At 57.5% G+C, this 24,818-nt stretch carries 28 protein-coding genes and 2 tRNA genes; 8 read left to right on the forward strand and 22 right to left on the reverse strand.

Annotated features, from left to right (window positions below):
• Positions 1 to 5 precede the first annotated feature (5 nt).
• The 12 genes from QD357_RS02035 to QD357_RS02090 all read right to left on the reverse strand — a co-directional run bounded on the left by QD357_RS02035 (position 6) and on the right by QD357_RS02090 (position 8,899).
• On the reverse strand, positions 6 to 563 hold the full coding sequence (locus tag QD357_RS02035; RefSeq protein ID WP_414123983.1) for a hypothetical protein: 558 nt from the start codon (positions 561 to 563) through the stop codon (positions 6 to 8).
• Positions 560 to 880 carry a hypothetical protein gene (locus tag QD357_RS02040; RefSeq protein ID WP_414123984.1) on the reverse strand — a complete coding sequence of 107 codons (321 nt, stop codon included), beginning with the start codon at positions 878 to 880 and terminating at the stop codon, positions 560 to 562. Before QD357_RS02040 ends, QD357_RS02035 begins: the two co-directional genes overlap by 4 nt.
• A gap of 14 nt (positions 881 to 894) precedes the next feature.
• Complete coding sequence (locus QD357_RS02045) at positions 895 to 1,914, reverse strand: major capsid protein (RefSeq protein WP_414123985.1); 1,020 nt, start codon at positions 1,912 to 1,914, stop codon at positions 895 to 897.
• Positions 1,915 to 1,930: 16 nt separating this feature from the next.
• A complete protein-coding gene (locus QD357_RS02050; protein WP_414123986.1) occupies positions 1,931 to 2,305 on the reverse strand; it encodes a head decoration protein in 375 nt (124 codons plus the stop codon).
• 12 nt (positions 2,306 to 2,317) lie between these two features.
• On the reverse strand, positions 2,318 to 3,517 hold the full coding sequence (locus QD357_RS02055; protein WP_414123987.1) for a head maturation protease, ClpP-related: 1,200 nt from the start codon (positions 3,515 to 3,517) through the stop codon (positions 2,318 to 2,320).
• Positions 3,514 to 5,073, reverse strand: a complete 1,560-nt coding sequence (locus tag QD357_RS02060) for a phage portal protein (protein ID WP_414123988.1) — start codon at positions 5,071 to 5,073, stop codon at positions 3,514 to 3,516. Before QD357_RS02060 ends, QD357_RS02055 begins: the two co-directional genes overlap by 4 nt.
• Positions 5,058 to 5,258, reverse strand: coding sequence for a phage head-tail joining protein (locus QD357_RS02065; RefSeq protein ID WP_414123989.1), 201 nt, complete (start codon positions 5,256 to 5,258; stop codon positions 5,058 to 5,060). The genes QD357_RS02060 and QD357_RS02065 overlap by 16 nt, the downstream gene beginning before the upstream one ends.
• A gap of 8 nt (positions 5,259 to 5,266) precedes the next feature.
• Entirely contained in the window at positions 5,267 to 7,030 is a 1,764-nt protein-coding gene (locus QD357_RS02070; protein WP_414123990.1) for a phage terminase large subunit family protein, read from the reverse strand.
• A gap of 16 nt (positions 7,031 to 7,046) precedes the next feature.
• Positions 7,047 to 7,670: a hypothetical protein gene (locus QD357_RS02075; protein WP_414123991.1), complete on the reverse strand. Its 624-nt coding sequence runs from the start codon at positions 7,668 to 7,670 to the stop codon at positions 7,047 to 7,049.
• Positions 7,671 to 7,876: 206 nt separating this feature from the next.
• Entirely contained in the window at positions 7,877 to 8,548 is a 672-nt protein-coding gene (locus QD357_RS02080; protein ID WP_414123992.1) for a hypothetical protein, read from the reverse strand.
• Positions 8,549 to 8,567: 19 nt separating this feature from the next.
• A tRNA-Cys gene (locus tag QD357_RS02085) sits at positions 8,568 to 8,642 on the reverse strand.
• Positions 8,643 to 8,680: 38 nt separating this feature from the next.
• The gene (locus tag QD357_RS02090) at positions 8,681 to 8,899 is read right to left on the reverse strand and encodes a hypothetical protein (protein ID WP_414123993.1); all 219 of its coding nucleotides are present in this window, start codon (positions 8,897 to 8,899) and stop codon (positions 8,681 to 8,683) included.
• Positions 8,900 to 9,119: 220 nt separating this feature from the next.
• Between QD357_RS02090 and QD357_RS02095 the strand changes: the two genes are divergently transcribed.
• From QD357_RS02095 to QD357_RS02105, 3 genes are all read left to right on the forward strand, one after another.
• On the forward strand, positions 9,120 to 9,614 hold the full coding sequence (locus QD357_RS02095) for a DUF6998 domain-containing protein (RefSeq protein WP_414123994.1): 495 nt from the start codon (positions 9,120 to 9,122) through the stop codon (positions 9,612 to 9,614).
• 242 nt (positions 9,615 to 9,856) lie between these two features.
• The gene (locus tag QD357_RS02100; protein WP_414123995.1) at positions 9,857 to 10,387 is read left to right on the forward strand and encodes a hypothetical protein; all 531 of its coding nucleotides are present in this window, start codon (positions 9,857 to 9,859) and stop codon (positions 10,385 to 10,387) included.
• Between the two features lie 441 nt (positions 10,388 to 10,828).
• Positions 10,829 to 11,014, forward strand: coding sequence for a hypothetical protein (locus tag QD357_RS02105; protein ID WP_414123996.1), 186 nt, complete (start codon positions 10,829 to 10,831; stop codon positions 11,012 to 11,014).
• Positions 11,015 to 11,149: 135 nt separating this feature from the next.
• Here QD357_RS02105 and QD357_RS02110 read toward each other — a convergent pair whose 3' ends face one another.
• The 6 genes from QD357_RS02110 to QD357_RS02135 all read right to left on the reverse strand — a co-directional run bounded on the left by QD357_RS02110 (position 11,150) and on the right by QD357_RS02135 (position 16,694).
• Entirely contained in the window at positions 11,150 to 12,103 is a 954-nt protein-coding gene (locus QD357_RS02110) for a hypothetical protein (RefSeq protein WP_414123997.1), read from the reverse strand.
• A gap of 182 nt (positions 12,104 to 12,285) precedes the next feature.
• Positions 12,286 to 12,687, reverse strand: coding sequence for a hypothetical protein (locus QD357_RS02115; protein ID WP_414123998.1), 402 nt, complete (start codon positions 12,685 to 12,687; stop codon positions 12,286 to 12,288).
• Positions 12,684 to 12,926: a hypothetical protein gene (locus QD357_RS02120; protein WP_414123999.1), complete on the reverse strand. Its 243-nt coding sequence runs from the start codon at positions 12,924 to 12,926 to the stop codon at positions 12,684 to 12,686. Before QD357_RS02120 ends, QD357_RS02115 begins: the two co-directional genes overlap by 4 nt.
• 145 nt (positions 12,927 to 13,071) lie before the next feature.
• Complete coding sequence (locus tag QD357_RS02125; RefSeq protein ID WP_414124000.1) at positions 13,072 to 15,585, reverse strand: DUF3987 domain-containing protein; 2,514 nt, start codon at positions 15,583 to 15,585, stop codon at positions 13,072 to 13,074.
• Between the two features lie 256 nt (positions 15,586 to 15,841).
• Positions 15,842 to 16,297, reverse strand: a complete 456-nt coding sequence (locus QD357_RS02130) for a hypothetical protein (RefSeq protein ID WP_414124001.1) — start codon at positions 16,295 to 16,297, stop codon at positions 15,842 to 15,844.
• Between the two features lie 181 nt (positions 16,298 to 16,478).
• Positions 16,479 to 16,694 (reverse strand): helix-turn-helix transcriptional regulator, encoded by a 216-nt coding sequence (locus tag QD357_RS02135; RefSeq protein ID WP_414124002.1) that lies wholly within the window; start codon positions 16,692 to 16,694, stop codon positions 16,479 to 16,481.
• A gap of 349 nt (positions 16,695 to 17,043) precedes the next feature.
• On the opposite strand from QD357_RS02135, the gene QD357_RS02140 reads away from it, so the two are divergent.
• A complete protein-coding gene (locus QD357_RS02140; protein ID WP_414124003.1) occupies positions 17,044 to 18,183 on the forward strand; it encodes a hypothetical protein in 1,140 nt (379 codons plus the stop codon).
• A 167-nt stretch (positions 18,184 to 18,350) separates the two neighbouring features.
• Here QD357_RS02140 and QD357_RS02145 read toward each other — a convergent pair.
• Positions 18,351 to 18,425, reverse strand: a tRNA-Asn gene (locus QD357_RS02145).
• 117 nt (positions 18,426 to 18,542) lie between these two features.
• Here QD357_RS02145 and QD357_RS02150 point away from each other — a divergent pair.
• A complete protein-coding gene (locus QD357_RS02150; protein ID WP_107107868.1) occupies positions 18,543 to 18,857 on the forward strand; it encodes a hypothetical protein in 315 nt (104 codons plus the stop codon).
• A 6-nt stretch (positions 18,858 to 18,863) separates the two neighbouring features.
• Here the strand turns inward: QD357_RS02150 and QD357_RS02155 are convergent, their stop codons facing one another.
• On the reverse strand, positions 18,864 to 19,421 hold the full coding sequence (locus tag QD357_RS02155) for a sugar O-acetyltransferase (RefSeq protein WP_414124004.1): 558 nt from the start codon (positions 19,419 to 19,421) through the stop codon (positions 18,864 to 18,866).
• 95 nt (positions 19,422 to 19,516) lie between these two features.
• On the reverse strand, positions 19,517 to 19,642 hold the full coding sequence (locus QD357_RS02160) for a hypothetical protein (RefSeq protein WP_414124005.1): 126 nt from the start codon (positions 19,640 to 19,642) through the stop codon (positions 19,517 to 19,519).
• 239 nt (positions 19,643 to 19,881) lie between these two features.
• Here QD357_RS02160 and QD357_RS02165 point away from each other — a divergent pair, with 239 nt between their 5' ends.
• The 3 genes from QD357_RS02165 to QD357_RS02175 all read left to right on the forward strand — a co-directional run bounded on the left by QD357_RS02165 (position 19,882) and on the right by QD357_RS02175 (position 23,237).
• Positions 19,882 to 21,234, forward strand: coding sequence for an extracellular solute-binding protein (locus QD357_RS02165; RefSeq protein ID WP_414124006.1), 1,353 nt, complete (start codon positions 19,882 to 19,884; stop codon positions 21,232 to 21,234).
• Positions 21,235 to 21,430: 196 nt separating this feature from the next.
• Complete coding sequence (locus QD357_RS02170; protein WP_107107865.1) at positions 21,431 to 22,315, forward strand: ABC transporter permease subunit; 885 nt, start codon at positions 21,431 to 21,433, stop codon at positions 22,313 to 22,315.
• A 7-nt stretch (positions 22,316 to 22,322) separates the two neighbouring features.
• Positions 22,323 to 23,237: an ABC transporter permease subunit gene (locus tag QD357_RS02175; RefSeq protein ID WP_107107864.1), complete on the forward strand. Its 915-nt coding sequence runs from the start codon at positions 22,323 to 22,325 to the stop codon at positions 23,235 to 23,237.
• A 226-nt stretch (positions 23,238 to 23,463) separates the two neighbouring features.
• On the opposite strand, the gene QD357_RS02180 is transcribed toward QD357_RS02175, so the two are convergent.
• Positions 23,464 to 24,576 (reverse strand): sn-glycerol-3-phosphate import ATP-binding protein UgpC, encoded by a 1,113-nt coding sequence (locus tag QD357_RS02180; protein ID WP_107107863.1) that lies wholly within the window; start codon positions 24,574 to 24,576, stop codon positions 23,464 to 23,466.
• Positions 24,577 to 24,818 lie beyond the last annotated feature (242 nt).

Raw genomic sequence — 24,818 nt, forward strand, 5'->3', positions numbered from 1 at the left:
TTTGGTTAGGACGCCGGTAGAGCCCACGTCCTGTTGAACTGGTCGGCCGCGTCGTCGTTGTTCGGCTTTGCCGTGACGCCCAAAGTCGCGAAATTGTCCGGGATGACCGGATCGTATATCCAGCGATAGAAGAACTGGAATTCCAGCTGCAGCTCGAGGAAGTAGGACTCGCCTTCCTTCTCGAAGATGCGCCGGCGGCGAATGCCGTTGATGGATTCGAAGCGGAAACTCTCATCGGTGCCAAATCCAACAAAGGTCGGATCTGTTAGCAGCGTGTTTTCGATCGCGTCGATGTCTTCGTCTATGATGCCGTCCGTGACGGATGGGTCATCAAAGCCGCGCGACACAGCAACAATGATCGTCGCTGTTACTCCGAATTTCGGAGGGCCGGCATTTGCGTCGCCATCCGGTTCAAGGCGTTCGTCGGCGATGAAGATTGACAGCGCCGGAAGGTCATCAACCGATAGCGTCGGCGTGCCTTGCTTGCGGATCGTCGTGTAGCCAGGCAGGCTCTCAAGGCGAGTATAGATCGCCTCTCTGATGGCCGTGGTATGGCTAGTCATCTGATCTCTTTCAGCTTCAGCTCGGCGCCGCCCTGCCCATCTGGGAAAGACGCGTCTACCTTGTAGGCTTTGCCGTTCAGCGCGATTTTGTCGCCCTCGCGGGGCGCAACCGTAAAGTCGCTCAGCCGAATGCCGAGAGTGACATTCGTGGAAGCCATTTCAGAGCCATCCGCCAGCATCACAGTGGCCACGGCGCGATCATAAATGCCGGTCGCAGTGTACGGCGGAGCGCTCGGCTGAGATTTGAGGGGCGTGACCGTTACAGTCACGCCGAAAGCCGCCATGCATGGCGACAAAACTAGGTTGTCAAAATCCATGGCGGCTTGCCTGCTTAGCTCGCGGTGCCGGTGTACAGAACTTCCGGACGCGTGCAGATGAACAGCGGGTAGCTGTAGATCTCGAACTTCGTCCAGGCGTTTCGGTCGCGATCGGGGATCGTCAGGGCGTACTGCTCCTGGCCGAAAGTGTTGATCCACGGATCAAACTCGGCCGGACCATAGCCAACCTGGAACAGGTCACGAACGCCGACCGGGAAGAAGACAGCAGCGTTGTCGCCAATCGCAACAGTCGACTTGTCGTCGGTGCCACGATAGTTGTGGAAGTAGATGCCGCCGAAGTAGAAGGCATCGAACACCGTTGCCTGCGTCGCGCGCAGACCTTCGGCCGCCTGCCAGTTCTGGTAGGTCAGCTGGACGGACGGATGCTTGACTAGCGCGTCAAAGAATGCATCGCCGACGAGTGCATGAACGGTCGTGCTGGTCGTAAAGCCGCCCTTGGATGCGCGAGCCATGCCGCGTGCGATCTGCTTGCAGAGATCGTTCACGTTGATCGAGCTGCTGGAGAACGCGAAGGCCACAGGCGTATTCGGGGTGACGCCCCACTCGGCAAACCAGTCGATGAGAACGCTGCCATCGGAATCCAGCCACTTGCCCTGGAGGGCGCCGAGGCGGGCATATTCGGCGGTCAAGTCAAAGTCGTCCTTAAGGCGCGACAGACGACGAGCTGCTTCTGCCTGAACCTGCATCAGCTCGGTTTCGGTACCGAACTGGCGGATGCCGTTGAGCTGCTCAGCGTATAGCGTGAATGCCTTTGCCCATCGCTTGGTCCGGTAGCTGCGAATGTCGCGCTTGTCGTCCTGCAGCTGGCTAGGCGGTGCGCCAATCTGCGACGTCGGGATCAGCTGCATGAAACCGTCGCGCTTTTCGATGGCGATGTTTCGGGTGTTGGTCGGAACGGGCTCGAAAATGTTGAGCTCGTTCAGGAACTGCGGCTTGTAAGGGATTTTCTCAAGCGCAGTGGTCAGCGATACGGTGTGAAACGCATCGCTGTTAAAAATGTCCATGCTTGCCATTAGGTCAAATATTCCTTTAGCGGACGGAAATACCGAGCGCAGCCAGCTGTGCGTTCTGGGTGGCGATCTCCGGCGCAGTGTCGATCGACACGTCGCGCGTGAGGTGCTTGCCGTTCACTTCGCAAGTGCGCGTGAAGGCAGTCACAGTGGCGTCAGCGCTGGTTGCGTCAACGCGATAGCCGATGATGCCGGCCGCAATCTGGGAGCCGTCTGAGGCCGCGGGAACGGAAGGAATATACTTGCCGCTCGCGGTAATCTTGCCGACTACGGTGCCGGGCTGAAGGACGCCGGCGCCAGAGGCGATCGTGATGACGTCGCGCGAGATGTAGCCCGGCGCTTCGGTAACCAGGAACTCAAGGTTCCATGGCTGCTGAGTGAAAATGGTGGTCATGTCTGAAATTCCTTAGCGCTTGGGCAGCTTTGCGATGGCCGCGTCCCAGCCCTTCGCGACATCTTCCGACTTGGTACGAACGACTGCGCCGCGTGCATTGCTGGTGCGGGCTTCGTTCTCGGAGCGAGCCTTGAGGAGCTCGCTGCGAACACGTGCCTGCGGAACAGCCTTCGTGAGGAAACCGGCCGTCAGATCGTCGCGACCTGCGATGGCGCAGAGATCGGCGACGCGGCGTGCGTAGGAGAGACCCTTGGCCGAAGCGCGCGCCTTGCGGGCAGTCGGCTTGTCGTCGTCTTCCTTGTCGTCGTCGTCTTCGTCGGCATCAGCCTTCTTGTCGTCGTCATCGTCGACGTCGGCCTTCATGTCGTCGTCGTCATCGTCTGCGCTGAAATCGTTGTCGTCGTCCGCGCGAGCCTTGCTGGCTTTGCGGGCCTTCTTGGCGTCGGACGGCTTGTCGTCGTTTTCGTCGCCGTCTTCGGCGTAGCCATCGTCCGCGGCCTTGGCCAGGATGGCGGCGAGCGCATCAAGCTTTGCCGAGAGAGCAGCAATCGCCGACTCGGTCTTGTTCTTTCTTGGCGTTACAGCCATAGCAATTCCTTTATGCATGGCAGTTTCAACTGCCGCACGTAAATGTTGTGGAACGAGTTTGAGGTTGATCGACGCCTGCGATGGGTCGATGACCTCGTCGCATAGGCCGAAATCAACGGCTTCCTGGGCGCTCAAGAGGCGGTTCTCTTTCATCAGAGCGAGAACATCTTCTTCCGATTGCCCGGTTTTCTTCGCGTATGCCTCAACATAGCGATCGGTAAGCCTTTGCAGATCTTCCGAAGCAATCCTGAGTTCATCCGCCGTCCCGCCTGCACCGGCGCTGTACGGCTCATGGATCAACATGAAGCCGTTGCTGGCGATCTCGACGCGATCCGCGGCCATCGCAATCAGCGTGGCAGCACTTGCCGCCAAGCCTTCAATGCGAGCCGTGATATGCGCCGGGGACATCGACAGGATCGTGAAAATCGCCTCGGCAGTGAACACGTCACCGCCGGGCGAGTTGATCCTGACGAGCACCTCGGCTGGGTTGCCGATAGCTTTGAATTCAGCGTCGAACCATTGGGCCGTGATGCCTTCACCGGTTTCGTCGGCGCCAATGCCGCTGAACAGGCAGATCTCAGCTGGTGACGGCCCTAGAGCCATCACCCTCTTGTTTCGGGTCATCTGGTCGCATCCCCTTCTAGTTGTTCTTCGTGGGATTCGGCTTGGTCGGGATCGCTGTCATCCGCCGGCGGCGTCTTGGACAGTGACTGTCCAAGCGGGCTGTCGGTCAGTAGGATTCCGAGATCGCGGACGCGTTTCTGGTCGGCTGCAATGCGTCGATCGGTTTCCTCCGGATCAAATCCGAGCTCCTCGATGACATCGCTGCGTGACTTGTATCCGTTGTCGACGAGCAGCTTTTCGGCCTGGCCGTCCTTCAAGGGGTCGATCCAGTCGAAACGCGGCGGTATCCATTTGACCTTGAGATACTTTCGACGGTTCTGCAGGAAGTCTGGGATATCGACCTCGCCGCTAATCACGGCGTCCCTCAGCCATCGCGCCCAAATCGGGCGGCACATCTGAAAGACCATGCAGCTGTGCTGAAGCTGCGTCAGCCTGTTTCGGAACTCGACAAGAGACTGGCGCGACGAGGAATAGTTCGCCTTGGCGTTGTCGCCAGTCGCTGCCATGTACGGCACGCCCATGCCCGATGAGGCAGCTAGCAGATTCCGATACTGGAATGGCTCATACGAGTTCCCGGCCTCTGCCGGCTCACTGAACTTGATGTCCTCGCCCGGTAGCAGGCTTTGGATAGTGCCGGGCTCCAAGACCGGGAAAGGTCCAGGCTCACCGTCTGGGGCGACGTCGTCATCTTCGTCGAACATGGCTTCCGGCGCGGCGGACGTCACAAAACCCGCGTACATCGCGGCGAGCCTTTTACGCTCGAGCTCTGCGTCGTCGTACTGGTCGACAAGGAACAGCTTCACGATCGACGGCGTGATCCACGGAACACCGCGCATCTGCCCTGGCCGAAGCGGCCGGTAAATGTGCAGTACCTCGTCCGCGGGAACCCTGACATAGGTCAGTGGGTGGACGCGGTAATAAGGATCGCCCGGATAGACCGAATAGAACCAATAGGCGATGCGGCGGTCGTTGCCATCAAGCTCAATGCCGTTGATGATCTGATTGCCATCATCGGCCATATGGTTCTTGTTGTAGGCAAGCATTTCGCTTTCGAGCAGCTGCAACTGCAACGGCACACCGGGCATGTTGTTGCTGCCGGATCGGAAGCGGATAAAGCACTCGCCTGCCTCGAACAGCGCTCGAGCGACAAGAGCCTGCATGCCGTAGAAATCGGTCTGGCCACTAAAGTCCGCCTGGTCGGTCCATTCCCGCCAAAGCAGCTGCAGGCCATCTTTCATGGATGGATCTTGAAGCAGAGGCGACGGCTTGATGCCGGCCCCTACGAGATTGGCGACGAAAGACTCCGCGGCAGACGCCACGTATGGATTGTTCCGCAACAGATCGCGGGAGCGTGCCCGCAATTGCTCTCCGTCTGCGGACACAAGCTGTGTCATGCTGGCGCGGGTCGGCTGCCACGTCGACAGCCGGCGGCGCATCTGCGCGCCTTCGAACCCCATGCCGGTGTAATATGCCTTGGCCGACTTGGTCTTCCGACCAAAGCCAAGCGACTTCAAAAGAGAAAATCCCAACGATCTACCCCTTAAAGCCGCTTGCATGTAACTGGTCGGAATTGGCGCTTCATCTTCGTGCCGTTCAGGTCGGCCTCGATCAGCGCCTTAAGCTCAAGCATCTGCTGCAGATCTCGATACTGCACCGATTTGCCCTGGTAGCTGACGCTCGTCGCGCCAGCCGCAATCGCGGCGCAGAGCGCCGTGTATTGGGCCTGTGTGTATATGGACATCGAAAATCCTAGAGATAACTCGAGCGGCTGATGCGCCGAACGGGGCCGCGCCTCCGCTGAGCTTGCGCTACTGGCGGCGTGGCAACTGGTGCCGGTACTGGTCGCGGTGGCAGAACGTCAGGAACAGGAACATTGTCGTTCGCAGGTTCGTTCTCGGGCTCTGGCGCTTGTGGCTCTTCGGCCGGCGGTTGCTCGGTCTTGTGGCGCCGCACGACGTCAAGTCGGGTGCGCAAAGACTTCAGGGCCGCATAGGCGTAGACGAACGTGTCGAGCGCCTCATTGCGCTTACCGGCGCCACAAACCCACACTCGGTACGGTCGCCCGTCGCGGTAGCGTGTGACGGCCTGTTCGGCAGTCAGCTGGAAGAAATAGTCAGCGTTGACTGCTTCATCCTGCGGAAAGTGGACGTAGCCAGGCGCCGGTGCTGGAATGCGCAGACGGCCATAGATGGCGTCCTTTGCAGTATCCACGCCGACAATGAACAGGTTCTCGTTCGTCTTGGTTTTCGACGCACGCACAGGCCAAACAGGCTTTGCGCCAGGAGCACCCTTGATGGGCCAGACACGGCGCGCCTTTCGGCTTTTGCAGAACGCAAGAACCATTGCCGCATGGTGGCCGCCGGTATCGATGGCAACCGAGTGTATGCGGATGGAGCGCCCGGCGTCCGTGGTCAAAGGCGTCAGCAGGTGTTGGTCCAGGCGTTGCCATGTATCCTGCTGCGACGGATCGCCATGCAGCACGACATAGTCGGCAACCCACGCCTCTTCACCCGCGCCCCATACGACGGTTTGAACCTCAAGGCGATCGCCCTGAACGTCAACGCCGGCGGTGGCAACGCGCACGCTGTCCGGAATGGAGTCCCTGTCGTATGTCTCGATGCGTGAAAGCAGCGGGCCGGCCGAAACCGTCTCGCCGCGCTCCTCCCACGTCTCGCCAAGAACGGTATTCGTCCACACCTTCAGAAGCTCGGGGTGATCCTTTGCCTCGAGGAATTCCGTAACGATCTCTTCTAGCCGCACCCATGGCGACAGAAGACCGGGAATATGAAAGCCGGCCGTGCCTTTGAATTCCGCCGTAGCGCGCCACTCACCCTGTCGGATGGCAGCCCAGCGCTGTGCGTCGTTCCATAGCGACCCGCAATCCTCGCAGACGTAGTGAGCCGTTTCCGGCCTATGCCCTTCATGCTTGTTCCAATGAACCTGCGACCACTTTAGATACTGCCCTACCCCACAATCCGGGCAAGGGACGAAATACCGGCGCCGATCGCTGTTTTGAAACTCACGATCAATGACGCTTTCCCCCTTGATTGTGGGGGTGGAACCGACAAGAGTCTTGCGGTTCCAGAACGTCAGCTGACGCTTCTGTGCCAGCTTCAGCGGGTCGCCTTCGTCACCGGCCGAAACCGGGTAGCGGTCCACCTCGTCGGCGAGCACAATGCGAATTGGTCGCGATGCAAGGCTGGCAGGCGAGTTAGCACCTACGATAGTGACCTGGCCGCCGGGGAACGTCTTGTGCAGCATCGTGTTGCCGCTGTCGCGCGCCTTGCTGTCGGATACCTTGGCGGTCAATGCCGGCGTGTCGCGCACCATGGGCGCCAAGCGGTCCTTGGACCACGCCTGCGCCATCTCGAGTGTCGGCTGCATGATCAGGACAGTGGAAGGGTCCTGATCGATATAGTAGCCGATGGTGTTGTTAAGGATCTCGGTGTAGCCGACCTGACTTCCCTTTGAGATGACAACCTTTGCCACCTCCGGTTCTGCCATGGCATCCATGATGCCGCGTTGGTATTCAGCGCGAGCCGTTACCCACCTTCCGGGTTCGGCCGACGCTTCCGGGCTTAGGCGTCTTTCCTTGTCGGCCCACTCGCTTATGGTCAGATTGGGCGGCGGCGTCAGCACCGTCCAGCAACTCGTCTGAATCGCCTGGTGGGCTGAATGTCCATTCTCGGAGGCGCGTGCCTGCGAGTTCTTCAAGAGCGTTGTGGATTTCATTCTTCACCACGTCGCGGACAACGACCGTTGACGTCTCCCCCACAACCAGTGGCGCGACCTTTGATGGAATGGTCAGGATCTTTGCCCTGACACGAGCGAACGCCGACGTGACGGCTGAAACCATTTCTGAGAGCGGGGCGAGCTCGCCGCGCGTCACGGCGTTCTGAAGCTCAAGCCGATCGGCCGCTTCCTTGTCTTTTCGAGCGCGCTCTTGCTCGCCGTCAATCTTGCCGGGCGGCACTGCCTGTGCAGCTTCCCGGCCGGCGGCTACTTCGCGGATGTGACGGATGTATTCCAGCCGCACAACGTCGAGATCGTAAGAGCCGCGCGACGATTTCGTGATGATGCCGCGGGCAACCAGATCGGCGGCCGTGCGCGTATTCACGTCGATATGCTCTGCAACTTCTGCAATGGTGGCCATCGTTTTCGCTCCGTCGCGCCGGAGAGCGGAAACATGATGGCCCCCCTCCTATAAAATATCTGTACCTAGAAAGACTACGCGGTGGCGCGATCAGCGAGAAGCTATTGAAATCTAAGTACCTTTCGGTTTTTGTTGAACCGGCCGGTTACTTAGACGTCGATTAGCCAATATGAATGTGCATAATAAATGAGCAAATGGCCATGCGCTTAGCGCATAGCGGACCTGAGCGAGTTCGACATTGCAGCCGTGCCAGCGCGTCGCAAGTGAAGTTCCATGCTCACACGGAAGTCACGACGGAATGGAACGTCGGCCTTGATCGCCACGCTCGGCTTGAGAACGAACATGCGCTTGATGCCGCGCCCTGCCCCGCCCCACGATCCGCCCGCCTTGCTGACTTGGCCTTTTTTCTTGCCACGTTTGTAAACGTAAGTCGGATACTTCTTGCCATATGGCTTGAAGATTGCGCCGTTGCGCTCGAATGCGCCTGGGATTGCTTCGGGCCTCTGTGATTTTGCGATACCAGTTGCACCAAGGCGCTGGCCTGCAATAGGCACGGCGACGCGATGGTGTTCAGTGCGCTTAACGCCACCATCTGCATGAAGCAGAAGATTGCCGCGCCCTTTGGCGCGCGCATCCGTGATCTTGACGGTAAGATTTGTGCGACTGGAATTCTCGACGCCGAGAGCGAACGCAATGAAACCTTTGTTGCGTTGCGTCACGTGCTGTGGCCATGTCTGCGATATCAGCGTGCGGCGCGTTTCGTGCGCGGCTGCGTTCAGCGTCTTACTGATCGCAAATGCCATTTGCTTTGGAGAAGCATCAAGGCGTCTGGCAGCTTTTTCGAAAGCAGACGTGTCGAATTTGACTAGTGCTGCCATCGTCGCGTCCGCTATGAATTGGAGAGGTAAGCTGGATTTGAACCAGCATTGAGCGAATTTGCAATCCGCCGCGTCACCATTCCGCCATTACCTCAATTTGCACGCTACCGTTACGCCATGGCGGCCAATAAATTACAGCGCCTTTGCCAGCGCGACGACTTCGTCCCAGGCATGCAGGTCGATGCCGAGCTTGTCGTAAACTGATTTGATCTTGGTAGCTGCGCTGACGAACTCGTCGACGACGGCCTTGATGTCGGCTTCGGCGCCAGCGACAAGCGCAGCGGCATCGGTTGCGACAACGGCTTCAACATTGGTGACTACGGCAGCAGCCTGAGTAATGACGTCGGTCATTTCGGGTTTTCCTTTTGTGAACAGGCTTTTCAGCCAAGCGATGAATTTGGGCATGGGGGGTCCTTGCGAAGCGGCTGCTTAGCCAACTGGCAGGCGCGGGCAGTCTTCTAGGCCTTGAGCTGATACCAGCGACGGTAGGCCTTGGCTTCTTCGCTGCGTAGTGAGACGACCATAGAAATTCGGCTTGAAAAGCTCAGTCACAAATGAATACAACTGGAGAATGAAAACTATTCAGATACCGATGTTGGCGGAGCTAATCGCCGCTCGTAACAAACTTCGCGATCACTACGATGCCGTCCTGAGACAAAACCATAGCGAAGAAGTCAAACTGCACTTCACGTTCGACGGCAATTTAGTCGGCGACCTGGGTGAAGCTCTGGCTGTAAAGCATTTCGGCGTACGTTTAGTGGAAACAAAATCCCATCCCGGCATCGACGGCTACACAATTGATGGCACTTCGACAGTCCAGGTTAAGGCAACAGGCACGAAGCGTGGACCCGCCTTCCGGAAAACCGAGACTAGGGCGGACTATCTACTGTTTTTCGAAATCGACTTTGAGAACGGGCAGGCGCAGGTCGTATTTAACGGACCTGAGCATTACGCGACATCGAAACTCCCGAAGGAATTCTCTAACCAAAGAATGCTTTCGGCCAATGCAATTCGCGAGGCAAACAAGCTTGTGCTGGACCATGAACGATTGCCGTGCCTGAAATAGAGCTTGCGGTAAAGCTAGGCTTCTTCGCTGCGCTGATCGTTGATAATGCTCAACGCAATCCTTACTAAAAGGTAAACGATTAATACTATATTTAGCCTTTGCGGCCATGTTCCCCACAATATACCAACAGAAATGCCCGATTCGCGATAATTGCTGAAATCCGGGTGAAACTTTTGGTTTCGTGGAATTAGTAGAATGCCGCGTCTGATAGTGAGGCGGTTCGTACTGCGAAGGGCTTTAAGGTGCCATTTTTTAAATCGAAATCATACGGAGGCGAAACTTATGGTCTTAGCCACCTCGATCCGTTCACTCTTCATATCAGTCATGAGGAAAAAACTTATCGGGTATACATTCAATTCGGCCACCACTGTTTCACCGAAGATCGGGAAGAATGGCATTCACAAGATCGGAAATATGAATTCGGAAACGAGGTGCGGTCATTTTGTCCGATACGTTATAAAGCATCGAAAAAACTGCCAGACATAATTGCCGGCCTTGTTGAAAAGAGCGTCTATAAAGGAAAAGAATACAATTACTTCGTGCTTCGTAACCACGACTTGTTGGGAAACGCACCGCCATACGCGATGTTCTTTTCCGTGGAGCGATCGAGAAACAAGAAGAAGGGTGACGTCTTCATGCGAATCCAGAGCGCATATCAGAAGCCCAACATGGTCGATAAGGCTGCCCCCATCAATTTTGCCTACCTGATAAGCTGCATAGCTAACGGAGAACAGGCAATACCTGGCAAAGCGGTGGTCATAAAACGAACATAGCTCCCGTAGGAGCTATATCGGGAACATCAATGTGTTCCTTGCGGTAATAGTCGCCTTACGCTCTCCCAGAGAGACCACTTGCGTGGCGCTACAGTTCCTATTGCCTTATGGCTCAACCGCCCAGGTTCTGTATGGATATACATATTGGTTATGTATGAGTGTTTGTCAACCTCACGACAACCATTTAGCTACCTAGCAAGGCGCCTACCTCGCCCTACGTCAAAGGGGCCCCAGCGACGGCAAAGCCGCAGTAAACCGCTTAGCAGACTATATGGTGCAGCACCTGGCCCCATACAGACCAGATAGCAAAAGCGGCGAGCTCAAGCCAAAGCGAGCCCGCCGCGCGATCGCCCGTCGCCGGAGGGGGCGGCGCCAAGCAATTTCAATATTTCATTGCAAGCTAATTTGCTCTTCGCTAGCCTCCTCAGAAGGAGGACGGACATGCAACACATCGACTCGAAATCAGCCGAGCCTATCGTCGCGAAGAAGGTTTGGTGCATCGCCGACTTTTGCGCACTGCATCGACTGGATGGCACGGAGCAGGCCAAGCTTACCGCGCTATTCGGTGAGTTCGCCACAACCAGCGAGCTTGTCCACAACGTCACGCGGAAGCCGCGGTCAAGGTGATGAGGCTGTCCCGGCGGGCTTCGCGAGTTTGATCGTCCGCGGCTCGGCAGCGCCTCAAAAAGAAACGGCGCCCGAAAGCGCCGCTGGGATAAACCCTTCAATAATATACGCTGCGAGGTAGCGGCTCACCGGACACTAGGCCGCGATTTTTTCCTCCATCGTCTGCGAATTCTTGAATTCGCCTCGCGCCGTCTCGTCGAGCTCGATAAGGGCGTCGATCGCCGCGTCTATGATGGATGGCCCGCGCTTCTCGGCATATGCAGGGGCATGGCCGGCTGACATGCCAATCTCCTTTGCAGTCGCATCCGTGATTGCCAGGTCGAGCACTTTCGCGTGCTTGCCAAGTCTGTGGCGAAGGTAATCGACGTAAGACACAGTCTCGACATGCCGAACAAAATCTGGCTCTCTTCCGGCTACTGAGGAGATCTCGCCCAACGGCTTTGGCTTTTTCACCCCACCAACCCACTGCGGTCCGGCCACAAGGCCGTCCTCACAACTCGTAGCACGAAATGGCAATTGGTCGAATGGCACACTGCCGTCAACGCCGAACTCTTTGAGCAACTTTCTCGCGTCGACCACGTCAGCGGACGGAGTATAACAATCTCCGATCGCCGGCTCGGAAGACAACGGCTTCGAGTATGGTTTCGCGGTAAGCGGCGAGACAGCACCCTTGAGCCTGATGTAATCCCAGATCGCCGTTTCCGTTCTGCCCGGCTTGACGCCGCCACCCTTCACGCCACGTCGGCGCTCGTCCGGCTGCAGCGCTGCGCCCTTGCGCGTTGTTCCCCATTGCTTCAGTTCGCCGTCACGAAACATCAAACCGCCGATGCTGGCCTCAAGCGCGCCGTTCCGGTTCGTGCGATACTCGATGTCTGGTGCGGGCGCGTCATCATACACATTCGCCATCTCGCCGGTATGATACCACCGTTCACGGCCTATCACTTTGCGGCCAACTGCTCGAAGCAGCTCGGCCTCAGAGGGCCGTATCTCGATTGCGCATTCCGGTTCGTACTGTTGCTCTTCATCGGCGATGACGATCTCACGCGGAAAACATAGGTCGCGCCAATGCCGAAGCGCATACAGGCGCACGACATCGCCGCGATGGGCCAGGCGTTCGAAAGCGGGCCACGCGAGAAGAGGACGGGATGGCTTGTTGTCGTTGGCCGGCTGTCGGGCCTTTATTGCCGCCGGCTTTGCGGGCTTCTTTGCCGGTGATGCGGTGTGCTCGGCCAATAGAGCGGCCAATTGGGAAAAGTCGCGTGCTACGGTCATCAACGGGTCCATTTCGGTTTCGGGTCTGGAATATTGTCGATCTCGTCGGACAGCATCGTCGTTATGCCGAGCGGCCATTCAGCCAGGATCGATGCCTTGCCTCTTGCGAGCCGAAACGCCGCAAGCCTCGCTTCCTCCGCCTCGGTACGGGTGACGCAGAGCGACATGTCGTATTCTGCTTGCTGCTTGATCTTGTCACGCTCAGCTTCCAATTCCTTGAGCCTGCTTTGAAGCGCCTCAATCACCCGATACGCATCGACCAGATGCCTTCGGTAATGGTCGCCTCTCATCCGTGGATCCCGAGGTGCGGTGCTGTCCGCCACGAGCGTGTATGCCGCCAGCTTGGCCACCGCGCTTTCACGTTTCGCGGACTCCTCTGCGGATCGAACGCGCCGGCTCATGGGATCGCCGTCCACGCCTTACCAACTAGCCGATAGCTCGTGTCATTGGTGGTTCCGGCGACAGTCTGTATAGCTTGCACCTTTGGATCGATGCGCTTGAAGAGAGCAATACACCCAGTCATATCGCTTGCGTTGCTTTCATCCATGTTCAGGATGCCCTCCCTTGTCACGAAGTCGTAACTGAGGCCGAACACGGCGCATTGGAGTTCTGGGTGATAAATGGGCTTTGGGTTTGTCATGTGGTCCTCCTGATTGAGTGTCCGCAATTGTCCCTTGTGCGCGCACGGCATATCGTTTTTGAATTTTCTATAGAGAGCGCTCAAATTTCTATCGTGTTGCCATGCGCGCAAGGGACAGTTGGTGACAGTTGTCCGCCATTGGTTGCTACGATGAAGAAGATGCAATCAAATCGCGAACTCGAGCGCGACGTGTCTTTTCTTGCGATGCCCGATGCTCGAATTCGACAAAAACGTCTGGGTTGACAGCATAGGCCACCGAATCCCGGCGCACCTGCGGTATCGGATCAAGCCACGCCATCGCATCCAGTTTACGCAACACCTCGGCCGCCTCCTCATCGTCCAAGTCGCGCATAGTGCGATCACCGCGGCGAACATCGCGCACGGTCACCTTCTCTGGTTGATGGGCCAGGATCCATCCAGCAGTGGCGAGAAGCGCGTCATGACCATCTGAGAGCCCCAGAACATTCGAGTAGAACGCCAATGCATGCGGGAACAGGAACTCGTGCAAGAAGTCCGCTACTCGATTGGCGGTGTCGAAAGGGATCACAGATGCTGGTCGTGGCGACGTTGACTCAATGCAGTGGAACACTACGCAAAGTCGCGCGAACAGGCCGTCATATTTGCCGATGTGGGCGGCCAACTTCTTGTTGATGATCTCCCAGCTGGTCTGCATTTCGTGGTGTTTTTCAGAAAGGTCTTGCCGCAACACTTGGCCGCCGGTGTCAAACTTTAGCGGAGCCTCGGACATACCGCCGAGCAGCGGACGCTGTAAGGTATGAAGGCGCTGGACGAGGCCGCTGTAGGCCGCGACCGCTGCCGATGGCGGCGCATCAACGCCAACGCTGGATGGCCCCAGAACAATCGGAAATAGGCGCTGCAGAAGTCCATCGTCTGCTGCTTCGGTAGCGATCTTGCGAATCGGTTCCGGCTGGATGCCGCCCAGCATCGACACTGACAGATTGTCGATCGCGACAACACCTCGGCCGACGCGATTCACCGAATAGCCGCCGCCATTGAATGCCTGAAGCCAGAAACTTCGATCGGCTGCCGCACCCTTTCCAGAGCCGTATTTCTCCATGCTGCCGAACCAGCCGGACAGCTCGTCACGGACAAGCAGAACGCCATTGCTGCTGTCGCGAAGAATTTCCTGTGCCGCCTCGACGGTGACATCCTCAATACGGAGACGCACCTGCCTTGGCGCCGATGTCTCAGCCTTTCCGTCTTTGGTCAGTGCATCGTATTTTCGCTTTTCTTCAAGGTACTTGCGGACGAGCTCATCATCGAGTGTCCGGAGAGGTCGAGAGGCGGCGTTGATGATGGGTGATTTCTTGGCACTTGGGTTGCCGATGAGGGCCACCCATATCCGAGCAGATTCCTGCCAGTCGTCGAACCGTTTCACTTTGAGCGTGATACTGTCGGGGATGGCCGCAGCGCAGACCGCAAGTGCAGCCGCCGCAAGCCCGCCAGGGTCAACGCCCATGATTTCGGCCTGCGATCTTGCGAAGTCCTCAATGGCCGAGGGAAGCAAGCCGTCGGGCAGCGGTGGGTGCTTGCGTTGAAGCCAGGGGTCGACTGGACGCACCGGCGCGGCGGCGGACGTTGGTGTGTTGTCGTTGGCCGCCGCTGGCGGTTTCCTCTTAGCATTGAAGCTGGCAGCGATTCCTGCACCAGCCGTACGCTCCTCTGCATGGCGAGCCCCGAACTTGCCCCACATACGTTCGAAGTCCGTTTGTGCCCGGTCTTCCGTCGAATACTTATGAAGCCAGTCGCCAGTCGCCGCCTGGAAGACGGCGCATGCCTGCTCGGCCGTTAGCCCGTCGAAAGCCAGCTGTTCGACGACGCGAGCGGCATGCTCGCTCCTATCGCCAACATCATTGGCCGCGAGCATTTCTGCGGCATCTGCGGACACAGTGATCCCATCAGCGGACGGCAGTTCACCGAGTGTCACCGACTGTCCGCTAGCGGGTGCCGACGCCCATTGCTGGAGGGTCGCACGCAATTCGTCGACGCTGATAAGCGATCCATCCCACGCCTCAGCAACGCTCACAGTAACGGGATCAGGAGAGCGACCGCGCGCCAACTTTTTGGCGTTGGGCCAGTTCAGGCATCCAGGCACGCGCCAGACGTGCGACATATCGGCAGTGCAATGATCGGCATTGGCAGCGCGCTTTAATGCCATTGCCAATGGCTTCGCCTCGCCAGGTGGCATCGGACGGTCAAGAAGGAGAAAGCATTGGAAATTTCCGGGAGAACTCTCGATAACGTAGGCGGGATCAATGGGCATGGTACCAGATCGACCCGTGTCGTCGTCGAGGTCGGCAACTAAGGCCAACACCGCGACAACGTCACCCTCCCCGCCTTTCTTGCCGCGTTCTAAGGTCGGACGCATGATGCTCGGGCAGATGTAGACATTCGCGTTTGGGGTGAATGCGTGCGCCATGACAGCATCCACGGTCCCGTCGACATCGCCAACTGCATGGTGGCTAATGATACCACCCGTCCTGTCCTCGCCAGTCGGATTGGCAAAGAACGTCGAGACCACAAACTTTCCCGCGATGCCGACCGCCAACTGGTGCAGCATCCCGACGTGAGAACGGACCGCGCACTCGTCGAAGGCGGCTGCGGTGTTAGGCTGTTTGACGGCTGGAATTTTCGGCAAGCTGGCCTCCGGTTTTAAGAGCGTTCGATGCGGCGTCGGTGATCAGCCCCGCGATGCCCGGCTGGAATGTTGCTACGTGGTGGCCTCCTAAATTGGGCGCGACAGTCCGCCGCGTACCGTCTGGATATTCACGGAGGAGAAGGCCGAAGAGGCGGATTTCACCTAACTGGACGGTGAACCTGGCTATCGTTCTCCCCGTATGAGGGGAGGATGGAGGCCTTTCGACCGCCGTTATTGATTGGATGACTGGCGTCATTCAGGCTGCCTTAGCCGCAGTGGAATCATTCGACGCTGCAGCTCGCTCATTTGCCTCTGCCTCGTATTCTTTTTTCCAATCCTCCAGCGTTGCGTACTGGTTATGGTCAGAGTCGTAGACGCTACCACTGGGGTCGATTACGACCTCGTAGTCCCCCTCGCCGTAGTAGCCCTCGAAGATTGGATAGTTCCCAGATGGGCAAAGACGCCACGCAATTACAGACCGATGCTTGTATGTGAAAGTGCCGTCTCCCCAACGCTCTGCGAATACAGCAACGAAACCTGGGTTGGCCTTAATGACCGGAATGAAAAGCTCGGCGACGTCAGAGTAAGTCTCACAATATTGCTCTCCGCCGGTCGACAGAAGGAAACGGGTCTGGCCGTTTCGAAGCTTCGTGAACTGCACGACGTGCGCAGAGTTTATTTTCAGGCCTTCTTTGGTGCTGATAATGGGCATAGTCCTCCTTCGCCGGCGCTGGGCCGGTCGTTTGATGATGATGGTGTGTGGATGCTTAGTTCATTAACTGAGAAACGGCAGATTCCGTCAAGGGGTGTCTATGTCCTAAACTCGTGAGTCATTCTCCACCGAAAGGATGCCGGCCATGACATCGGCGACCCCGTCACGCTCTGTATAAGGCTCACGCTGCGGCCCTGGCGGCGATCTTGCTTTGGATCCACGCGGCTACTTCCGACCGAACGAAGGCAACCCGACGGTCACCGAGCTCCACGGCCTTTGGGAACCGACTCTCTGCGCGATATCGATTCACCATTGTTCGCGACAGGCTCGTCATCTTGCAAACGTCGTTCAGGCTGACGAGCACAGGTGTATTATCATTGGACGCAGTTAGATTCATGGTGTCTCCTCTCTATCGCCATGGACGGAATCCTGGCGTCAAGTTGATCAAAATAGATTTGAAGGATCGGTGTAATCGGCACGCCATGGCCGGATTAGAAGTTGATCGACGTCGTTGACGCCACGTTCCTCGGGAACGCTGCCGGCAGCTGAAGCTGCGGTTTCACCCATAAGGGCCGAACTCGCTCCTGCAAGTCCTCATGCGGGCACCACCCCGCGCAAGTCAGGCGACCACCACAACCGCTTGACTATGACGAATATGTTGTAAACTGACAAAAACGTCAAGTATCTGTGGTTGAAAAAAACAGCTTGACGAGATTTGTAAAAATCAGCGTTTACAGCAGGACAACATGACTGAACGTCTTTCACGTGAAGAGCTTTACAACCTAGTGTGGTCCGAACCGATGAAAACCCTTTGCGGCCGGTTCAAAATATCCGATGTAGCTCTCAAGAAAACTTGCGTGAAGTCGCTTATTCCGACGCCCAACCGCGGCTACTGGGCGAAAAAGGAAGCTGGGAAACGGACCGTGCAGATTCCACTGCCCCTTCGCCCGCCAGGTATGGACAATGAAATTATTGTCGGCGGCATCTACGGTAGTTTGCAAGGCAGCGACCGTTCCGATCCGCCTCCAAAGCCACCAGAATTTTCCGAGTCAATAAACGATTTGCGGGAACGCATAGCGAAATCCATTGGCAAGGTGCAGGTCATTCAGAATGTCCGGCAATGGCAGCCGGCCATTGCGAAAATTCTAAACGATGCAGAACAACGGAGCAGTAGTCTTTCCGGCATCAATAGAACTTTCGAATTGCCCCTCGAACGAAGGCGGCTGCGACTGCTCAATGCTCTTTTCCTGGCGGTAGCGAAAATGAACGGACAGCCGCTTGTGCGCGGCCCCTACGCCAGAGAGGTCCATCTATCATTCTATCGTTGTACGATCGGCATTGATCTCGACCGGCCAAAACACTCGAATCGGAGAGGCGACAGACAGGGCGGCGCCTCGGATGAGAAGCTGCTTTTTTTGATCAAGACAGGTTACGAATCGAACGACTTCCGTAACTCTTGGGTTGATGGCGTTGATGGCAAGATTGAGGACTTTGCCACTGAGATCGCGATTAATCTTGTGCTTGCCGCTGAAGTGCAGCAGCGGGCCGGCGAATTGCACCGGTACCAGATGCTTCTGCATTGGAAGGCTGAGCGAGAAGAGCAAGAAAGAAAGTGGAGTGAGGAATCAAAGCGCGCGGAGCGGGAGCGCCTGGAAAAACTAAGTCAGGCCCGCATCGACCGCCTGTTGTACGATGCTGCAGCATTCCAGCGGGCAGCTGAAATAAGACGATACGTGCAAACAATACGAACGGCGGTGCCGGATGGCGATCAACAGGAAGAATTTGAAAAATGGTGCTACTGGGCTTTAGCTCAAGCAGACCGAATTGATCCTATTGTCGACGCGAAATTTCTTCGTTCTATGGACGACGAGCCTGCGGCAGAGTGACAAGGAGGTATCTCTTGAATGCTAGATTCTATTGCTGGCGCATGAAGCTGCTGACAGCCAACCAACGAAATCAGCAACTTAGCGCTTGCCAAAAGTGGGGAGGGAAAGAGGGTAAGAAAGTGCCTGTTTCTGAAAACACAACAAAAACAGGCACTTATCTTAAAAACTGGCTCCCCGGGCCGGATTCGAACCGGCGACCTGTCGATTAACAGTCGAATGCTCTACCGCTGAGCTACCAGGGAATACCGCTTGGCGCGGTGTGAGCGGGGTAATACAAATGCTTTCCCGATTTGCCAAGCGGTTTTTTCAAAAAAATCCATTTCCCTTGTATTATTTCGTCGCCTTACCATTTCCTGTGGATGACCGATCAAGGCAGAACCAGAGAAAAGACCGATCGCAACGGCAACGGAAAGACGCGGCGTTTCGGGATAGATCATACCACATATGAGCTTGTCATTGGCTCCCTTCGTATTCCGCTTCCGCGATCGAGACTTGCCCGTCTTGGCGTCGGCCTGGCGTTGATCTTCGGCGGATGTCTTGGCTTCCTGCCGGTCCTCGGCTTCTGGATGTTGCCGCTGGGCTTCGTGGTGTTGTCCCATGATCTGCCGCTCGTGCGGCGCTGGCGACGGCGCCTTGCGGTATGGTGGACAAGACGGCGGCGCCCCGCGGATTGATGTCACCTATCTGGCGGCCAAAGCCCTTGCGGGATTGCCGATCACGGTCGTGCCCGCATCGACATTCCTGGTGACGACCGCGCCTGCCCCGACGATCGCGCCATCGCCGATCGTCACGCCGCCTACGATGATGGCGCCGCCACCGATCCAGACATCCCTGCCGATCTCAACCGGCCGCGCGATTTCCAGTCCTGTGCGTCGCTGCGTCGGATCCTTGTGGTGTTCGGCACAATATATATGAACGCCCGGCCCCAGCATACTGCCCTCGCCGATGCGCACCGGAGCGGTATCGAGAATGGTGCAGCCGGCATTCAAATAGACGCGCGGGCCGAGCGAGATGTTCATGCCATAGGCGCAATGAAAGGGCGCTTCGATGAACACGCGGTCGGCCACACCGGCAAAAAGCATGGACAGCGCCGGGCCGATACCGCCGCGCTGGCCGGGCGGCATGGTGTTATGCTGATGCACAGCCTCCCGAGCAAGCACGCGCAGGGCATCGAGTTCCGCATCGAAGCAGCAATACCATTCCCCCGCCGCCATTTTTTGCCGCTCGCTTAGGCCCATTGATTCCCTCCCCGACGCCTTCGTCACGATGTGGGGAGATCATGCACACGATCCGTGCGGGCGACAAGAAGAGCTCATGGGCCAGTTCAAGCCCTTCAATATCCTGCAATCAGGAGCGCCAAGGGGCCAAGCGCCATCAAGGTAAGCGCCGCCATGATCAGCAGCAGTTCCCTCATTATATATCGTTCCATCCTGATGAGGCGCGGGGATCGACGACCCATGCACGACTCCTCCCCATGCCAAAATATTAGGCGCACCTTATTCTATGCTTAAAGCGCCGTCTCCTACTCCAAAAGAATTAATCCGCGATAGCCCTTTAAAAGCGTTAGCAAAGGCGCAAAACTGCCTGTGGCTGCGAGATTTTCACCCACAACAAACTGTCACACAGCTTGTCTATAACGCCGCTGCCGCGGACTTGCGCAAGGCCACCGGATCCGGGCTTTCAAAAGGAAATAGGGATATGTCCAAATTTTATAACTGCATTTCGGCGGCTGCCGCCGGTGTCATGAGCTTAGCGCTGGCCCTGCCGGCTGCTGCTGCTCCGATCAAGTTCGATTTCTGGTTCGGCCTGTCCGGCGATCTGGAGCGTGTCGTTCAGACCCTGTGCACGAACTTCAACAATTCGCAGAAGGACTATGAAGTTTCCTGCGTCGGCCAGGGCAATTACGACGCCGCTCTGCAGAACACCATTGCCGCCTTCCGCGCTGGCAAGCAGCCGGCAATCGTGCAGGTTTATGACGTCGGCACGGCAACCATGATGCTCTCCGGCGCCTATTATCCGGTCGGCAAGCTGATGTCGGAAAACGGCTACAAGGTTAACTGGGACGACTATTTCCCGGGCATCGCCCGCTACTACGCCACCTCGAAGGGCGAACTGCTTTCCTTCCCGTTCAACTCCTCGACCGCCCTGCTCTACTGGAACAAGGACGCCTTCGCCAAGATCGGCAAGACCGCCGCTCCGAAGACCTGGGAAGAAGCCGCCGACGATATGAAGGCGCTGAAGGGCGCTGGCTATGATTGCCCGATGGCTATCAACATCTCCGGCAACGAAAGCTGGCAGTTGATGGAACAGTTCTCGGCCATCCACAGCGAGCCGGTCGCTACCCAGAACAACGGCTATGATGGCCTCGATGCCCGCCTGACCGTCAACAAGACCAAGTTCGTCAAGTACGTCACCGACCTCAGGAGCTGGTACGATGCCGGCCTCATCAAGATCAAGTCCAAGGATCTCGGCCAGGATATGGTTCAGGCCTTTGCAGCGGGCGATTGCCAGATGATCATGACCTCGGTCGGCGACCATGGCACCGTCGGCAAGACGCAGAAGGCCGGCATGAACTGGGATGTTGCCGAACTTCCGGTCTACGCTGGCACCGAGCGCAAGAATTCGCTCGTCGGTGGCGCTTCGCTTTGGGTTCTCTCCGGCAAGTCGGCTGACGAATACAAGGGCGCAGCAGCGTTCCTCGACTTCATCGGCAAGCCTGAAACCGCACTCTTCTGGTCGACCAACACCGGCTACATCCCGGTCAGAAAGTCGGGCTTCGATTTCATGAAGTCCAACGGCTTCTACGACAAGGCTCCGTATAAGGGCCGCGAAGTCGCGATCGCCAGCCTGACCGCTTCTGAGCCGACCCCGATCACCCGTGGCGTCCGCCTCGGCAACTTCACGCAGATCCGCGCCGAATTCGGCAACCAGATGCAGGCCATCTTTGCCAACAAGGTCAGCGTCCAGGAAGGTATCGACAACCTCGTCAAGAACGGCAATGCTGTTCTCGATCGCTTCGAAGCTACCTACAAGGGCAAGCAACTGCCGTAAGCAGTTAGCGCAGAAATAGACGACGTCCGTCGGGAAATCCCGGCGGACGTTCGTTATGACCGCAATTGGCACTAGAGTATCCGCTTTCGGTTGGTTTCATCTGAAACGGACGAGATGTTCTCGATTCAAACGGTAGAGCGTCCTTTATGCGTTCAGATGACCGCGCGGCGCTCAGGGGTCCAAGCCGGAAGAAGCAATGGAAAAGCGTACGACTTTCAGCAAGTGGAGCGTTGGCATCCTGTTCGCAGTGCCGCAGCTCCTCCTCATCTTCACCTTCTTCTATTGGCCGGCTGGCCAGGCGATCTTCTGGTCGCTGACGCTGCAGCAACCTTGGGGCGGCGGCAATATCTGGGTCGGGCTCGACAACTTCAAATCGATTCTCGCCAGTGCCGATTACTGGAACTCGGTGACGATCAGCATCATCTTCGCGGCAATCAGCACCAGCATTTCCATGGGCGTCGCGCTGATACTGGCCGCTCTCACAGATCGGCAGCTCCGTGGCTCGAAGTTCTACAGCGTCGTGCTCATCTGGCCTTACGGCATCGCGGCGCCTGCTTCGGCAATGGCCTTCCGTTTCATCCTGGCACCGGAAGCCGGTTTCATGTCCATCGTCAACCACTATTGGCCGGGCCTCTGGGACCCGGGCCTCAACGGTGCGGACGCCATGGCCACCATCATTATCGCCTTCTCGTGGAAATATATCGGCTACAGCTTCATCTTCTTCCTCGCCGCCTTCCAGGCCATTCCGCGCTCGTTGATCGAAGCAGCGGCGATGGATGGCTCCGGCGTGCTCCGGCGCTTCTGGGACATTCAGTTCCCGCTGATCACGCCGACGATCTTCTTCCTGCTGGTGATCAACATCACCGAGAGCTTCCAGGATTCCTTCGGCATCGTCGACATCATGACCGCAGGCGGCCCGCACAACTCAACCAATCTCATGGTCTACAAGATCTATTCCGACGGCTTCAAAGGCCTCGATTTTTCCGGCGCGGCGGCACAAAGTATCATTCTGATGCTGCTGATCATCGTGCTCACCGTCTTCCAGTTCCGCTTCATCGAGCGGCGCGTGCATTACCGTTGAGGCTGACATGGTCGAGCGCACACCTATTCTCAATTTCTTCACCCATCTGATCCTGTTCATCGGTTTCGTGGCGGCTGCGGGACCGATAGCCATCGTGGCGATCGCCGCATCCCACAATATGACCGACGTCAATCAGGTACCAATGTCGCTGATTCCTGGCACAGAATTCTGGGCTAACATAACGACGGCATGGACCACGGCCAATCTCGGCCCCAAGCTGCTGAACAGCTTGATCTTCGCCACCGGCGTGGCCGCAGGCAAAGTGATCGTTTCGGCGCTCACCGCATTTTCGCTTGTCTATTTCCGGTATCCCGGCCGCCATTTCATCTTCTGGCTGGTCTTCATAACGCTGATGCTGCCGCTCGAAGTGCGTATCGTGCCGACCTATGCGGTCATAGCGAACGTTCTGTCGCCCTACCAGGGGCTTCTCGACATCACTGGCCTTACCTGGCTCATCGAGAAGGTTACAGACATTCAGGTCTCTCTGGATCTGGGGCTGCTTAACTCCTCTCTCGGCTTGATCCTGCCGCTGGTCGCCACGGCGACCGGTACTTTCCTCTATCGTCAATTCTTCCTGACGATACCGGACGAACTGACGGAAGCCGCGCGCATGGACGGCGCCGGATCGCTGCGCTTCTTCTTCGATATCCTGTTGCCGCTGTCGCGCACCAATATGGCTGCGCTCGGCACCATCATGTTCCTCTGGGCCTGGAATCAATATCTGTGGCCGCTGCTCATCACCACCGATCCGGCGCATGGGACCGCGGTGACCGAGCTCAAGCAGCTCATCCCGAACGTCGGCGGCCTTCCCGAATGGCACATCGCCATGGCTGGCACGCTGATCGTCATGATCCCGCCGCTCCTCGTCGTCGTTCTGATGCAGCGCTGGTTCGTTCGCGGTCTCATCGCCACCGAAAAGTGATCGGATTGCCTGCCGCGTTTCCTGAGGGAATGCGGCGGCTTCCAGTACCCCGCCTATTGCTGAGAGCACCGTGTGTTCATTTGAACGCACGGTGCTTTCGTTTTAGAATCCAGAGATATTGTCCGATTGGATGATTTAATCTGAAAGCGGGATGTTCCGGGCAGCAAAAAGCCCGGAAATCGGTAGGGATTTCCGGGCGCTCTTGCTGAAAATTGATGTCTGAAAATTAGTTTGCGGCAACCTTGAGAGGTGTGACCGAGGCAATGGTGTCGAGCCGCAGGCCGGTGTCCTGGGCGAAGAGATGCGTATGCTGCTGGGCAAGCTCCAGGCCGACGGCGTCACCCGTTTGCCCGGTGGTATGATCGGCGACGGCAACGGCGAAGCTGGAGCCGTTGATATCGCAGTGAATGACGCGGCCAGCGCCGAGTTCTTCGACGAAATCCACCGTGGCGGGAACGGCGCCCGGCGTGCCGGCCGGCACGAGACGCGCATGTTCCGGGCGGATGCCGAGCGTGACCGGCAGGCCGGCGTGGCGCTTGCCGATGTTGGCGTCGATGGCGATCGGCAGGCCATCAAAGATAAATTGCTCGCCGTTCGCCGAGAAGGAGCCTTCGAGGAAATTCATTGCCGGCGAACCGATGAAGGAACCGACGAAACGGGTGCGCGGCGTGTTGTAGACCTCAAGCGGCGTGCCGACCTGCTCGACATTGCCCTTGTACATGACCACCAGCTTGTCAGCGAGCGTCATCGCCTCGACCTGATCGTGGGTGACGAAAACCGAGGTGGCCGACAGGCGCTTGTGCAGGCGGCGGATTTCGACACGCATCTGCACGCGCAGCTTGGCGTCGAGGTTGGAGAGCGGTTCGTCGAAGAGGAAAACCTTCGGTTCGCGGATGATGGCGCGGCCCATGGCGACGCGCTGGCGCTGACCGCCCGAAAGCTCGGATGGCTTGCGGGCCAGGAAATCTTCCAGGCCGACAATGCGGGCCGTTTCCTTGATGCGACGCTCACGTTCGGCGCGCGGCACGCCGGCCACCTTGAGCGCGTAGCCCATGTTGGCGGCGACATCCATGTGCGGATAAAGCGCGTAGTTCTGGAAGACCATGGCGCAACCGCGCTCGCGCGGCTCGAGTTGATTGACGACCTTGCCGTCAATAATAATTTCGCCCGAGGTAATATCCTCAAGGCCGGCGATCATGCGCATCAGGGTGGACTTGCCGCAGCCGGAAGGGCCGAGAATGACGACGAACTCCCCGGAGCGGAAGGTCAGATCGACGCCGTGCACGACCTGATTGCGTCCATAGGCCTTGCGAACTTGCTCGATCCGGATTTCCGCCATGTTATTCTTCCCCGCCTATTTAATTCTGGGTCGTCAATCGCGTGGACTGCTAGCGAATTTGCATTACAGAACAGTGACAAGCATCCTCTATATCACAAGCCGCATCCAGATTTCCTCACGAGAGTTGCGGGTACTATTTCCCGATGAAACGCGCATGGGTGGAACTATTTTGCGACCGACATCATATACTGGTTCCGGCAGCGACAAATCCTGCGAAGAAACAACGGGCGGTCGGCTGGCCA

This window comes from Rhizobium sp. BR 317 (genome assembly GCF_047445835.1).
Classification (GTDB): domain Bacteria; phylum Pseudomonadota; class Alphaproteobacteria; order Rhizobiales; family Rhizobiaceae; genus Rhizobium; species Rhizobium paranaense.

Bases quoted from the DNA above. Each gene is read 5' to 3' on its own strand.
- QD357_RS02035 (WP_414123983.1), bottom strand. From the start codon at position 563: ATGACTAGCCATACCACGGCCATCAGAGAGGCGATCTATACTCGCCTT.
- QD357_RS02040 (WP_414123984.1), bottom strand. From the start codon at position 880: ATGGATTTTGACAACCTAGTTTTGTCGCCATGCATGGCGGCTTTCGGC.
- QD357_RS02045 (WP_414123985.1), bottom strand. From the start codon at position 1,914: ATGGCAAGCATGGACATTTTTAACAGCGATGCGTTTCACACCGTATCG.
- QD357_RS02050 (WP_414123986.1), bottom strand. From the start codon at position 2,305: ATGACCACCATTTTCACTCAGCAGCCATGGAACCTTGAGTTCCTGGTT.
- QD357_RS02055 (WP_414123987.1), bottom strand. From the start codon at position 3,517: ATGACCCGAAACAAGAGGGTGATGGCTCTAGGGCCGTCACCAGCTGAG.
- QD357_RS02060 (WP_414123988.1), bottom strand. From the start codon at position 5,073: ATGCAAGCGGCTTTAAGGGGTAGATCGTTGGGATTTTCTCTTTTGAAG.
- QD357_RS02065 (WP_414123989.1), bottom strand. From the start codon at position 5,258: ATGTCCATATACACACAGGCCCAATACACGGCGCTCTGCGCCGCGATT.
- QD357_RS02070 (WP_414123990.1), bottom strand. From the start codon at position 7,030: ATGGATGCCATGGCAGAACCGGAGGTGGCAAAGGTTGTCATCTCAAAG.
- QD357_RS02075 (WP_414123991.1), bottom strand. From the start codon at position 7,670: ATGGCCACCATTGCAGAAGTTGCAGAGCATATCGACGTGAATACGCGC.
- QD357_RS02080 (WP_414123992.1), bottom strand. From the start codon at position 8,548: ATGGCAGCACTAGTCAAATTCGACACGTCTGCTTTCGAAAAAGCTGCC.
- QD357_RS02090 (WP_414123993.1), bottom strand. From the start codon at position 8,899: ATGACCGACGTCATTACTCAGGCTGCTGCCGTAGTCACCAATGTTGAA.
- QD357_RS02095 (WP_414123994.1), top strand. From the start codon at position 9,120: ATGAAAACTATTCAGATACCGATGTTGGCGGAGCTAATCGCCGCTCGT.
- QD357_RS02105 (WP_414123996.1), top strand. From the start codon at position 10,829: ATGCAACACATCGACTCGAAATCAGCCGAGCCTATCGTCGCGAAGAAG.
- QD357_RS02115 (WP_414123998.1), bottom strand. From the start codon at position 12,687: ATGAGCCGGCGCGTTCGATCCGCAGAGGAGTCCGCGAAACGTGAAAGC.
- QD357_RS02120 (WP_414123999.1), bottom strand. From the start codon at position 12,926: ATGACAAACCCAAAGCCCATTTATCACCCAGAACTCCAATGCGCCGTG.
- QD357_RS02130 (WP_414124001.1), bottom strand. From the start codon at position 16,297: ATGCCCATTATCAGCACCAAAGAAGGCCTGAAAATAAACTCTGCGCAC.
- QD357_RS02135 (WP_414124002.1), bottom strand. From the start codon at position 16,694: ATGAATCTAACTGCGTCCAATGATAATACACCTGTGCTCGTCAGCCTG.
- QD357_RS02140 (WP_414124003.1), top strand. From the start codon at position 17,044: ATGACTGAACGTCTTTCACGTGAAGAGCTTTACAACCTAGTGTGGTCC.
- QD357_RS02150 (WP_107107868.1), top strand. From the start codon at position 18,543: ATGACCGATCAAGGCAGAACCAGAGAAAAGACCGATCGCAACGGCAAC.
- QD357_RS02155 (WP_414124004.1), bottom strand. From the start codon at position 19,421: ATGGGCCTAAGCGAGCGGCAAAAAATGGCGGCGGGGGAATGGTATTGC.
- QD357_RS02160 (WP_414124005.1), bottom strand. From the start codon at position 19,642: ATGGGTCGTCGATCCCCGCGCCTCATCAGGATGGAACGATATATAATG.
- QD357_RS02165 (WP_414124006.1), top strand. From the start codon at position 19,882: ATGTCCAAATTTTATAACTGCATTTCGGCGGCTGCCGCCGGTGTCATG.
- QD357_RS02170 (WP_107107865.1), top strand. From the start codon at position 21,431: ATGGAAAAGCGTACGACTTTCAGCAAGTGGAGCGTTGGCATCCTGTTC.
- QD357_RS02175 (WP_107107864.1), top strand. From the start codon at position 22,323: ATGGTCGAGCGCACACCTATTCTCAATTTCTTCACCCATCTGATCCTG.
- QD357_RS02180 (WP_107107863.1), bottom strand. From the start codon at position 24,576: ATGGCGGAAATCCGGATCGAGCAAGTTCGCAAGGCCTATGGACGCAAT.